Origin of the sequence: Vibrio sp. 1731, assembly GCF_033339955.1 — a bacterium.
Lineage (GTDB): Bacteria > Pseudomonadota > Gammaproteobacteria > Enterobacterales > Vibrionaceae > Vibrio > Vibrio alginolyticus.
The window spans coordinates 38,871-51,286 of sequence record NZ_JAWOVO010000004.1; the positions used below are offsets into that span (position 1 = coordinate 38,871).

10 protein-coding genes and 1 pseudogene are annotated in these 12,416 nt (G+C 45.6%); 7 read left to right on the top strand and 4 right to left on the bottom strand.

Annotation, left to right across the window (positions count from 1 at the left end; translation table 11 throughout):
• Positions 1 to 222: 222 nt before the first annotated feature.
• Complete coding sequence (locus tag R7035_RS06285; protein ID WP_213960810.1) at positions 223 to 774, bottom strand: YtfJ family protein; 552 nt, start codon at positions 772 to 774, stop codon at positions 223 to 225.
• Between the two features lie 215 nt (positions 775 to 989).
• Here R7035_RS06285 and R7035_RS06290 point away from each other — a divergent pair.
• A pseudogene (locus R7035_RS06290) lies at positions 990 to 1,191 on the top strand (DUF1107 domain-containing protein).
• Positions 1,192 to 1,261: 70 nt separating this feature from the next.
• Here R7035_RS06290 and msrA read toward each other — a convergent pair.
• A complete protein-coding gene (gene msrA, locus R7035_RS06295) occupies positions 1,262 to 1,900 on the bottom strand; it encodes a peptide-methionine (S)-S-oxide reductase MsrA (protein WP_005379620.1) in 639 nt (212 codons plus the stop codon).
• Positions 1,901 to 2,067: 167 nt separating this feature from the next.
• On the opposite strand from msrA, the gene R7035_RS06300 reads away from it, so the two are divergent.
• From R7035_RS06300 to R7035_RS06315, 4 genes are read left to right on the top strand one after another with little or no spacing between them, the layout of a single operon-like run.
• Positions 2,068 to 3,780, top strand: coding sequence for an autotransporter assembly complex protein TamA (locus R7035_RS06300; RefSeq protein ID WP_053349698.1), 1,713 nt, complete (start codon positions 2,068 to 2,070; stop codon positions 3,778 to 3,780).
• The gene (locus tag R7035_RS06305) at positions 3,777 to 7,541 is read left to right on the top strand and encodes a translocation/assembly module TamB domain-containing protein (RefSeq protein WP_065274121.1); all 3,765 of its coding nucleotides are present in this window, start codon (positions 3,777 to 3,779) and stop codon (positions 7,539 to 7,541) included. The genes R7035_RS06300 and R7035_RS06305 overlap by 4 nt, the downstream gene beginning before the upstream one ends.
• 44 nt (positions 7,542 to 7,585) lie before the next feature.
• Positions 7,586 to 7,933 (top strand): gamma-glutamylcyclotransferase, encoded by a 348-nt coding sequence (locus R7035_RS06310; protein WP_054576638.1) that lies wholly within the window; start codon positions 7,586 to 7,588, stop codon positions 7,931 to 7,933.
• 49 nt (positions 7,934 to 7,982) lie between these two features.
• The gene (locus tag R7035_RS06315; RefSeq protein ID WP_065274122.1) at positions 7,983 to 8,345 is read left to right on the top strand and encodes a DUF2799 domain-containing protein; all 363 of its coding nucleotides are present in this window, start codon (positions 7,983 to 7,985) and stop codon (positions 8,343 to 8,345) included.
• A 73-nt stretch (positions 8,346 to 8,418) separates the two neighbouring features.
• On the opposite strand, the gene ppa is transcribed toward R7035_RS06315, so the two are convergent.
• A complete protein-coding gene (gene ppa, locus R7035_RS06320; protein WP_005379635.1) occupies positions 8,419 to 8,949 on the bottom strand; it encodes an inorganic diphosphatase in 531 nt (176 codons plus the stop codon).
• Positions 8,950 to 9,076: 127 nt separating this feature from the next.
• The gene (gene fbp / locus R7035_RS06325; protein WP_005383114.1) at positions 9,077 to 10,093 is read right to left on the bottom strand and encodes a class 1 fructose-bisphosphatase; all 1,017 of its coding nucleotides are present in this window, start codon (positions 10,091 to 10,093) and stop codon (positions 9,077 to 9,079) included.
• Between the two features lie 312 nt (positions 10,094 to 10,405).
• Here fbp and mpl point away from each other — a divergent pair, with 312 nt between their 5' ends.
• Together mpl and R7035_RS06335 are read left to right on the top strand one after the other, a co-directional pair.
• Complete coding sequence (gene mpl, locus R7035_RS06330; protein ID WP_033906021.1) at positions 10,406 to 11,764, top strand: UDP-N-acetylmuramate:L-alanyl-gamma-D-glutamyl-meso-diaminopimelate ligase; 1,359 nt, start codon at positions 10,406 to 10,408, stop codon at positions 11,762 to 11,764.
• A gap of 5 nt (positions 11,765 to 11,769) precedes the next feature.
• Positions 11,770 to 12,408: a flavin prenyltransferase UbiX gene (locus R7035_RS06335; protein WP_005379640.1), complete on the top strand. Its 639-nt coding sequence runs from the start codon at positions 11,770 to 11,772 to the stop codon at positions 12,406 to 12,408.
• Positions 12,409 to 12,416: the final 8 nt, after the last annotated feature.

Genomic DNA, 12,416 nt, shown 5'->3' on the forward strand with positions numbered 1-12,416 from the left:
CTCCTCTTACCGACTGTTATAATATAACACCCATAATGAATAAAAGTTCACTCTTTTGTTGGCTAGCAGAAAAATTTAACTCCACACATACGTGCCGAAAAATATTGGTAATACTCTCTGATGGAAGTGTCGCACTTATAAAGAGCAGAGTTATCACTGCCCATGCTTCTAATCAAATTCATATAGCTCCTTACAACAAGAACAAGGAGCCATTCAATGAAGCTAGATGTTCTGTTTAATAAGCTCAATGACTTTTGTTATCTCATCTTGCTCAAGTGCGCCCTCTTTGACGAACAGAACTTTGCCCGTTTTGTCTTGAACAATAATGGCCGAACTTTCTTCTTTCAGGCCCCAAGTATTGGCAACTACGCCATTTTCATCAAGAACCATGGATGACCAAGGAAACTCTTTTTTGCTGTCTTGAGCTGAAGACTTCACGAAAGAGCCTGTCCCCCAAATTGCATCATCTTGGTTGATGATAGTTGTGGTCTGGTAGCTTTCTTGTGGAAAATTTGCCGCTGTTATTGCCGACATTAAAGGGGCATTCATTTCTTTTGAACTGCTACGGCCTGCAATGGCTTGAATAACACGAACTTTGCCTTGCATATGTTGAGTTGCCCAGGGTTGGTATGCAACGCCTTCGCCTTGTAAAACAATCTCGCCGTAAGCGGCAACATTGACAGGAGGAACGCTTTTTCCCACTGACAAGTTGTGTGCAAAGGTCAAGCTTGGCGTTAAGGCCAGTAATAGAGGTAGGAGAGTCTTAGTTTTCATATTGTTATATTCCGTACGAGGTTTGGAAGCTTCCAGTATATATCCAGAACCTAGAAATTTGTAGGACCGTTGATAACATTTATTTAACGTATGGAGTGGTGTAATCTTGCGTTATATTTAGAATTTGCTAAAATGAGTTCCGTCGCAAATTGCGCATTAAGATTGCAGAGGAAAAATAAGCAATCCGTGTTTTCTCAAAGGAATTGAGGTGAGTTATGCTACGTGAGTTTGCTGTATATCGACCATTACAAGTGGCCCGTTTTGTTAAAACGTTGTTCAAAGGTCAGTTTTTTATTGTTGGGGGTTGGCTGTTTTCAGTTCGACAATGGCAAAGTGTTACTACCTGACGTCAACGATCATAAAAGGCTCACCATCTTTAAAGAAGTCAACCAAGTGATAGCATCATTATCGGCTTAGTTAGCTTGGTACCCACTTAGATTTAGAAAAGAGCGACCATATCGGTCGCTCTTTTTGTTGCTGGTTAGGTTTATCCTTGGAGGCTTGGTGGGAAGCAAACTCCCGTTCCTCCGATGCCACAGTAACCATCAGGGTTTTTCGCCAAATATTGCTGGTGGTAGGTTTCCGCAAAGTAATACGGACCTGCTGGTTGTATTTCGGTGGTGATGTTCGCGCGTTGCTCTTCTTGCAGTGCTTGCTGATACAAGAGTTTCGATTTCTCTGCGCTCTCGAGCTGCTCCGTCGAATAAGTGTAAATTGCAGAACGATATTGAGTACCTAAGTCGTTACCTTGACGCATTCCCTGAGTTGGGTCGTGTTTTTCCCAAAAAACAGCCAGTAGCTTTTCTAATGAGATGACGCGTTCATCGAAAACGACTCGTACGACTTCAGTATGACCCGTTTTACCTGTACAGACCTCTTCATACGTGGGATTGGGTGTGTACCCCCCAGCGTAACCGACCGAAGTAGATACAACGCCGTCGAGTTGCCAAAATACGCGCTCAGCGCCCCAAAAACAGCCCATTCCGAGCAAAATCTGCTGTTGGTGTGACGCAAGAGGCGCCTTTAGGTTAGATTTATTTACAAAATGATGATCGTCAATCTGCATTGGTTGATCTCTACCTGGCAAGGCATCTTCTATACTGATCAATGTTTGTTTGTTGAGCATGGTATTTGTCCTTCAATACGTGTCTTAAATTTGCGAACTTTTTCATTTCGTCTGTATCTGATGCTGTGATGACATAGACCGCGTTAAACCTATTAATATTACAGACTTAGAATCTAATTGGCGTTATCATTATTTACGTTTACTTAACCTCATTCAGCCATAAAAGCATGATAAAAAAAGCTCTCCCCACCATTGTTGGCCTGTTTGCCTTTTCTCATGGTGCCTATGCCGATGTTTCTTTGACTTTGAAAGGCATTGATGGCGCTTTAGAAGAGAATGTCAGTGCGTATCTATCATCTATTCCAGAGAAGGATTACTCCACTTCTCTGCGTTTTCAAGCGAGATTAGATCAAAGTATCACTGAAGCGCTTAACGCGCTTGGGTATTATCATGCAAAAATTTCATACTCTATTCCTGAAGCGAATGATGAGTTAATTGTGCTCATCAAGCCGGGCTTGCCAGTGAAAGTGAAAGTCATGGATGTGGCCATCACTGGAGAGGCCAAGGACGATGAAGAGTTTGCAAAACTTATTGAGCGCTCTCCGCTCAAAGTTGGTCAAGTTTTGAATCAAGGCCAATACGACAGCCTTAAGTCAGGCATTCGTAACTTGGCGCTTCAGCGTGGTTACTTCAATGGTGAGTTTACGCTAAGTCGATTAGAGGTTATCCCTGATCTGAACGAAGCTAATGTCCGTTTGCACTACAGCAGTGGAATACGTTTCAATTTTGGCGACGTTTCTTTTATTGGCAACCACATCTGGGAAGATCGTGTCGCATCATTACAACCTTTTAAAGAAGGGGACCCATACAACGTTTCGAAGCTGGGCGAGTTTAACCAGAAGCTATCAAATACGGAGTGGTTTTCCTCAGTTTTTGTTGAGCCTGAATTGGATAGGCTTGATGATGGCCGAGACTTGCCAATTAAAGTGTCTTTATCTCCTGCTTCCAAGAATCAGATCGAGACGGGTATTGGTTACTCAACGGATGTCGGCGTTCGAGGGACGTTGAAGTGGAAGAAACCTTGGGTGAGCTCCCGAGGACACAGTTTCAACACCGCTTTATCCCTATCTAAGCCAGAGCAAACCGTGACTGCTTCTTACAAAATTCCTTTAGAAGATGTCGCTAACGATTATTATCAAGTTCAATATGGGCTTAAAAACCTAGACAACCGTGACACGCAGAGTATCGAGTCTAACCTTGCAGTGGAGCGTCATTGGTTAGCAGACGGTGGTTGGCATAATACCGTTTATGTTCGTCATTTGTACGAGAGCTTTACGCAAGGTTTACAAGATGATGAATTCAACTTCGTACTTCCAGGTGCGACATTTTCTCGGACTAGGGTTCGAGGGGGCAATATGCCAATGTGGGGAGACAAGCAAAGCATCACTATTGAGTATGGTGATACCGCTATGCTTTCTGAAACTAGAGTGCTCCGCTTAATTGGCTCGACTTCTTGGATTCGTGGTATTGGAGAGAATCATCGTGGTTTGTTCCGCTTAGAAGGTGGTGCGAATATTACCGATGAACTTGAAAAGCTATCACCGTCGCTGCGTTTCTTCGCAGGTGGTGACAATAATATTCGTGGTTACGGCTATGAATCTATTTCACCTGTGGATGAGAGTGGTGCTTTGACGGGTGGTAAATACATTGTTAGCAGTACATTAGAATACCAATATCGTGTTTATGGAAACTGGTGGGCTGCAACGTTTTACGATATTGGTGATGCGTTTAATGAAACACCAGATTGGAAATCAGGTGCTGGTGTTGGTATCCGCTGGGCGTCTCCGGTGGGCCCTGTTAGTTTTGATTTTGCATGGGGGTTGGATGCAAAACCAGAACGAGAGTTTCGTATCCACTTCTCATTGGGGCCTGAGCTATGATCAAAATGATGTTTAAGTGGACCAAATGGCTGTCGCTCAGTTTGATTGGCCTATTGCTGTTGCTCATCATTATTGTCGCGACAGTTTTGTTTACCCACCCAGGCCTCAAATTTGCCTTGTGGGGAGCTGAAAAAGCATTACCACAATTGCAGATTGAAAAAGTGCAGGGTTCATTGTTTCCTCGCTTCGAACTGCATAACGTCAGTTTTGTCGATGAGTCTTTGAATATCGACGCCAAAGTTGAGCGTTTAGCTTTGGCAGTGAACTTCCGCTGTTTCTTTGACCCTAAGGTCTGTGTCGATGAGTTAAGACTGCAGGGGCTTGACTTTAAGATGCCTGAGCTACCGCCAGCAACCGAGGAGCAAGAGGAAACACCACCACTGCGTTCTATCAGTACGCCAGTGCCAATTTTTGTTAATAAAGTCAGCTTTAATGACATCAATGTCAATGTGCTGGGCAATCAAATTAATTGGCAAACATTCTCGACCGCTTTGTCGATGCAGGGTGATCGTTTGGTGATTGCACCTACCGCGTTGAAAGACATTAATGTGGCTTTAGCACCAAGTGAGGCTGAACCTGAAGCGGCTGCCGAGGAGCCGAAAGAAACTGACGTTACGCCGCAAGATATTGTGTTACCCGAAGTATGGATTCCACTGACGGTTGAAGCGCGTCGTCTTGATATTCACAATTTCAAACTGGCGGGTGAAACGCCAGTGATCGTCAATCATCTTGGTTTGGTTGCAAGAGCAGGCGGTGAACGTGTTGATGTCAAAACGTTAGAGCTCGACATGCCAGAAGTGGAAGGCAAGTTGAGCACACAAGTGACGCTTTCTTCTGATTACCCTATCAAAGCGCAATTGGACGCGTTAGTGAAGCAAGCGGATGCGAAGGGACAAAAACTGTCGCTTTCGGTCTCGGGTTCGGTTGGTGATTTGTCACTAAATGCTACGCTTTCTGAGCTTGTACAAGCGGAGATCAAAGGTGATATTCAACCGCTTAAAACACAGTTGCCGTTTGATGTCGCGATTAAAAATGTACAGGCGCAATGGCCGCTATTTGGACAAAGCGATTACCAGGTTTCTGTACCAAGCTTGGCGGCAAAAGGCTCACTTGATGGCTACGAAGTCGCATTAGAAACCAAAGCTTCGGGCAAAGATATTCCCGCCGTTGATGTCGCACTAAACGGCAAAGGTACGCTAGAGCAAATTGACCTCGAAAGCCTTGTAGTGAAAACCTTAGGGGGCGAACTCTCTGGGAAAGTCATGGCCAATTGGGCCGCGCCAATCAACTGGCAAGCTGACTTGAACCTGAAAAACATTCAACCAGGTTTACAATGGAAAGAAGCTGAAGGGGATATCAGCGGTAACCTTTCGACTTCGGGGTCGTTAACAGAACAAGGCGGCTGGCAAGTCAGTTTGCCTAAGTTAGACATTGACGGCATTTTGCGAGGGTATCCGCTGAATGTTGAAGGGCAACTTGAAGCGTCTGATAAAAACGGCAAAGGCGAAGACATCCAACTTACCACTCAGGGTCTAGCGCTTTCTCATGGTCCAAACCAACTGAGTGCAAAGGGTAAGATCGATAAGCAAATTCTGATGGATGTTGAGGTTAACTTCCCTGATTTTGCGAAAAGTGTTCCGGATCTTGCAGGTAAAATGCAAGGTAAAGTCGCACTACGTGGTAGCTTGAAAGAACCAGACATCAATCTTGCTCTCGCTTTAAATCAGATAAACTGGCAGCAACAGGCGAACGTAGAAACGATCACTTTAAAGGGTGATGTGAAGCCTCTGCCAGCACCAAAAGCGAACATAAGCCTTATTGCGAACAACATTACCTATGACGACATAAAAGTTGATAGTGCTGACCTTGAAGTCTCTGGGGATGAAAAACTGCATCAACTTACGCTCGATGTAGTGTCTGACCTAGTGTCGACCAGTTTAGAAATTGAAGGGACATTCCAGCAGAAACCAGAAATGATTTGGGATGGGGCGCTGCGCCGCTTGACGCTGAGCTCGCAACAAGGCCCGTGGGCGTTGCAAAAATCGACCGCGGTGAAGGTCAATATCGACAAACAGATCGCGAACGTTCAAGCGCATTGTTGGTTGCAAGCGGAGTCGAGCGTATGTCTAACCGAAGACATTAGTGTCGGTAAGAGTGGCCAGGCGAAGTTAGCCATCAATGATTTTGATTTTGACCAAATCAAACAATTCCTGCCGTCAGAAACCAAGCTGCAAGGCTCGGTTAATGCACAGGCTTTTGCTAAATGGGCACCAGAGAAAAAGCCTGAAGTAACCTTAAGTGTCAATATGCCAAAAGGCCAAGTTGAACAAGCGCTTGAACAGCCAATTAAAGTCGGTTGGGAAAGCTTCAACTTTAAAGCAGCATTAGCGAAAGACAAGCTTGATGCCGAGTGGCTATTTGATGTGAAAGATAACGGTGACTTGTCTGGTAAGGTTTCTTTACTGAATGTCTCGTCTGAAAAGCCCACTATTGATGGTAAGGTTTCACTCTCTACGTTCCACTTGGATTTCTTGGCACCGTTGATTGGTGAGTACAGCTTGTTTAAAGCAAACATGAATACTGACCTAGCGATATCAGGTGACGTCATGCATCCGAAGGTGAATGGTCAGTTCTTGATTGACCAAATGAAGCTACAGGGTGAAGTCACACCGATAGATATAAACTCAGGGCAGGTCGTCATCAACTTTAAAGGCCATCAAGCGGACTTGGATGCCGGAATTCTAACCCCGGATGGTGAGTTGAACGTTACCGGTGATGCCGACTGGCAGGACTTACAGAACTGGCGCACTAAAGCGCGTGTATTTGCTAAAGAGCTCAATGTTGATGTGCCTCCAATGGTAAAAATCAAAGTTGAGCCTGACATGACAATAGATGTGACCCCTCAGCTTGCGAAAATTGAGGGTGATATTAATTTGCCATGGGGAAGAATTGTCGTCGAAGAGCTTCCACCAAGTGCAGTAGGCGTATCGAGTGATACCGTTATTCTCGATAAAAACTTGCAGCCAGTGGACGATGTGGCTGCGATGCCGTTTGATGTGGAAACGAACATCAACATTAAAATTGGTGATGACTTCCAACTTGCCGCTTTTGGCCTAAAAGGTGGGTTGAAAGGGAGCCTAAACGTGACACAAAAAGACAAAGGTCCGTTCATCGTTGGTGAAGTGAATGTTGTCGATGGTTCTTATCGTTCGTTTGGTCAGGACTTATTGATTAAAGAAGGTAAGATTCTGATGAATGGTCCACCAGATCAACCTTACTTGTCTATCAAAGCGATTCGTAATCCAGACAATACCCAAGATGATGTCATTGCGGGGGTACAAGTGTCGGGCCCAGCATCTGATCCGAGTATAGAAATTTTCTCAGAGCCCGCGATGAACCAAGCCAATGCACTTTCTTATCTACTTCGTGGTCAAGATATTGATGGTGAAGCCGGTGGTAATGCAATGACGACTACCTTAATTGGTTTAAGCTTGGCGAAGAGTGGTCGTGTGGTTGGTGAAATCGGTGAAGCCTTTGGCGTACAGGATTTACAGCTGGACACTGCTGGTTCGGGCGATGATTCGCAAGTGACGGTGAGTGGTTATATTCTGCCAGGTTTGCAGGTGAAATATGGTGTCGGCATCTTTAACTCCCTAGGTGAGTTCACTGTGCGTTACCGATTGATGCAAGACTTGTATTTAGAAGCGGTATCTGGTGTAGATAGCGCCGTTGACCTACTCTATCAGTTTGAGTTCGATTAAAGTGCTTTAACCTAAGCATACACAGTCATGACTAAGGAGTGGTTATGCAGCATTTGATTTTTGTCTACGGCACGTTACGCAAGGGAGAGTACAACCATCAGTATTTGCGCTCGGCGCAGTTTCTTGGTTTACATGAAACGGATGCTCAATTTGCAATGTATGACTTAGGCCCTTATCCAGCGTTGTCTGATGGGCAACGCTCGATTCAAGGTGAAGTGTATCTGATTGATGATGAAACCTTATCCGAGCTAGATAAGTTGGAAGATGTGCCAGTGGAATATCGCCGAGAGAGCATCGTTACGCCGTTTGGCCAAGCTTGGATCTACTTATATCAAGATACTGAGCAATTAACCGAAGAAATCGCTTCCGGCGATTGGTGTCAAAAGGTGTGAGCTATACTGACATTATCAATAGCAACGAGCTAAACACTAAGGAGTCACGATGAAAGCATTCGTAATTGGAGTAATGGCGTTGCTTCTTGCTGCATGCGCACAAACAACACTACCGACTTCGAATAATGTGACCGATTGGCAAGTGTTTGGTAAGCAGTCAGCTTTAGATGGATTACGGGAGTTATCTGAGGAGCGAATTGCGAAGCTGGATGATGTTAACCATGCGACGGCAGAACTGATAATGGCTTATCAAGCGGGTTACCAGCAAGGCAAGCAAGAGTATTGCGAGCAAAGTGCTTATATGCTCGGTGTTATCGGGCGGCCGTATTTTGGCATTTGTGATGATGTTGACCCCTTCTTTCAACATGACTACGACGCTGGACGAATGTCTTCAGCAGGCGCACCTATCTAGTTGACACAGGTAAGATGAAAGCAAAAGAGCTGCCCTAGAGCAGCTCTTTTTAGTTTTGTATCAGCAGTGATGCTTATTTTTTCTGAGCGCGCTCGTAAGATTCTAGGATTTCAGCTTTGGCGGCAGCAACATCTGCCCAACCATCCACTTTCACCCATTTGCCTGCTTCAAGCTCTTTGTAACGCTCAAAGAATTGCGTGATCTGCGCTTTCAGTAGTTCTGGGATATCGTCCACATCTTGGATGTGCTCGTACTCTTTCGAGATTTTTGAGTGGGGAACCGCAAACACTTTTGCATCTTCACCCGATTCATCTGTCATCTTCAAAACGCCAACAGGGCGGCAGCGAATGACTGAACCTGGCATGAGTGGGTATGGTGTTGGTACCAATACGTCGACTGGGTCGCCATCAAGAGACAGGGTATTGTTCACGTAGCCATAGTTGCATGGGTAGAACATTGGTGCAGACATGAAACGGTCGACAAATACAGCACCAGAGTCTTTATCTACTTCGTACTTGATTGGATCTGCATTTGCAGGAATTTCGATAACGACATAGATATCTTCAGGCAGCGACTTGCCTGCTGGTACATGGTTTAAGCTCATTAGAATATTCCTTTTCATTAACGATGAGTCACACAAAAGCGGTTTCATCTGATGATAAATTCGCGTTTCACTTTAGCGACAAAAACGCGGCAGGTAAACACCTGCCGCGTTGGACAAAGGTCTGAAATTATTCTTCGTCGCGGTGCAGTTCAAGGAACTCTTCAACTTTGCGAACCATGTTCTTCGAACCCACAAAGAAAGGTACACGCTGGTGCAACTCAGTAGGCTTGATGTCCATAATGCGATTCACGCCGTCCGATGCAATGCCGCCAGCTTGCTCAATGAGGAATGCCATAGGGTTACATTCGTAAAGCAGGCGTAGCTTGCCTTGTGGGTGGCTTTGTGTGCTTGGGTAAAGGTAGATACCACCTTTCAGTAGGTTGCGGTGGAAATCAGCAACCAGCGAGCCAATGTAGCGAGAAGTGTATGGGCGACCGTCTTCTGGCACGTTTTCTTGGCAGTACTTGATGTACTTCTTCACCCCTTGAGGGAAACGAATGTAATTACCTTCGTTGATGGAGTAGATCTTACCATCATCAGGAATCATCATGTTTTCATGAGAAAGACAGAAGCTGCCGATAGATGGGTCGTAAGTAAAGCCGTTTACGCCGTTACCAGTTGTGTATACCAACATGGTGGAGGAGCCGTAAATTACGTAGCCCGCAGCCACTTGTTTGTGACCAGGTTGTAGGAAGTCTTCTTCAGTTGGTGGAGTACCGATTGGAGAAACACGACGGTAAATCGAGAAGATAGTACCAACAGAGACGTTCACATCGATGTTAGAAGAACCATCAAGTGGGTCCATCAGTACTACATATTTGGCGTTTTGGTTGAGTTCTTTATTGAACGCAACTGCTTCGTCTTCTTCTTCACTGGCAACGCCACACACTTGATCACGAGCTTCAAGCGCGGCTTTGAACTTATCGTTCGCGTAAACATCGAGCTTTTGCTGATCTTCACCTTGGACATTTTCCGTGCCTACAGCACCAGTGATATCACCGAGACCCGCTGCGTTGATTTCGCGGTTAACGATTTTTGCAGCTAAACGAATGGAGGCTAAAAGGGATGATAGATCACCGCTAGCGTGGGGGAAATCCGCTTGTTTTTCGACAATGAACTCGCCTAGGGTGCGCAGTCCTGACATGGTTAATCCTTACATTTTCATTTCATTGGGGGTAGTGCGCAAGTGAGCATCTCTTTATGGATGTTAAACGATTGCGCTGGATGTAAGTTTAAGTCGCAGATCTTTTTAATGGTAATGAAGTAACTGTTTGAGATCTCAATTTATTTGTAGACTTGTTTGAGGGATTCATCAGTAAGCAAGAGGTTGTACAGTCTGTGTTCAACCTTGTCATATTTGTGAAAGGGACTGCAAGAAGAAGGCTAAAGTCACTCGCTTTTCAGGCGGTAATCGCGATAATGAAAGCATTAAAAAACGCATTACAAGGTTTAGTTTATGCACATTCATATCTTGGGTATCTGTGGCACATTTATGGGCGGCGCAGCGATTCTAGCGCGCCAATTAGGACATAAAGTCACTGGTTCTGATGCCAACGTTTATCCGCCAATGAGCACACTGCTTGAGTCTCAAGGTATTGAAATTATTGAAGGCTTTGACCCGTCTCAACTCGACCCTCAACCAGATCTTGTGGTGATTGGTAATGCGATGAGCCGTGGCAACCCTTGTGTCGAGCATGTGCTCAACACTAACATGCGTTACACCTCTGGCCCGCAGTGGCTCAACGAGTTTTTGCTGCATGATCGTTGGGTATTGGCGGTATCGGGTACACATGGGAAAACGACCACGTCGAGCATGCTTGCCTGGATACTTGAAGATTGTGGTTATCAACCGGGTTTCTTAGTCGGTGGGGTACTCGGTAACTTCGGAGTGTCTGCTCGTTTGGGTGAAAGCATGTTTTTTGTCGTTGAAGCCGACGAATATGACAGTGCTTTTTTCGATAAGCGTTCTAAGTTTGTGCATTACCATCCTCGCACTTTAATCATGAATAACCTTGAGTTCGATCATGCTGATATCTTCGATGATCTAGAAGCGATCAAGCGCCAATTCCATCATTTAGTGCGAACTGTACCGGGCAATGGATTGATCTTAGCGCCGAGGAAAGATCAAGCGTTAGCGGATGTATTAGAGCGTGGCTGCTGGACTGAAAAACAGTTCTCTGGTGAGAATGGTGACTGGCAAGCGCACAAATTAGTGCTTGATGGCTCAAAATTTGACGTTGCGTTGCAAGGCGAGAAGGTTGGTACCGTCGAATGGAATTTGGTGGGTGACCACAATGTGGATAATGCGCTAATGGCAATCGCTGCTGCACGACATGTTGGAGTCACTCCGGATCTTGCTTGCCAGGCATTAGGGCGTTTCATCAATACCAAGCGCCGTTTAGAGCTGAAAGGTGAAGAACAAGGTGTGACGGTTTACGATGATTTTGCGCATCACCCAACGGCAATTGAACTTACTGTCGGTGGTTTGCGTAACAAGGTAGGTGAAAAACGCATCCTAGCTGTGTTAGAGCCGCGTTCTGCCACCATGAAGCGTGGCGTACACAAAAACACACTTGCAGAGTCACTACACAGTGCAGATGAAGTCTTCTTGTTCCAGCCAGATAATATCGAGTGGTCTGTGCAAGACATTGCCGACCAATGCACACAGCCAGCGTTTGTCGATGCGGATATAGATAACTTTGTAGCCAAGATCGTCGAACGTGCGCGACCAGGTGACCAAATTCTAGTCATGAGCAACGGTGGCTTTGGTGGTATTCACGGAAAACTTCTTGAGCAGTTAAAACAAAAAGCCTGATTGATATGCAAAACAAAACACAACCCTCTCATAAAAAAGCCATCACGTTGGCATTAACGGGGGCTTCTGGTGCTCCCTACGGCCTTCGTCTTTTAGAATGCTTGGTTGCGGCGGATTATCATGTCTACGTTCTGATTTCTTCGGCAGCTCGTGTTGTGATGGCAACCGAGCATAATCTTAAGCTACCAAGTGGCCCAGAAGCGGCGCAGCAAGCATTGGTAGAGCACCTGAACTGCAATCGAAATAACATCACTGTTTGTGGTAAAGACGATTGGTTCTCGCCCGTGGCTTCTGGCTCTGCGGCACCAAAACAAATGGTGGTGTGTCCATGTTCCGCGGGCAGTGTCGCGGCCATTGCACACGGCATGTCGGATAACTTAATTGAACGTGCCGCTGATGTGGTAATGAAAGAGCGCGGGCAGCTGTTGCTCGTGGTTCGCGAAACACCATTTTCAACGCTACATCTGGAGAACATGCACAAACTGTCGCAAATGGGCGTCACCATCATGCCAGCAGCTCCAGGCTTCTATCATCAGCCAAAGAGTATTGAAGACTTAGTGGATTTTATGGTGGCGAGAATTCTTGACCACTTAGGTATTGAGCAAGGTTTGGTGCCTCGTTGGGGTTATGACCAGCGCTCGTGAGCTGATTG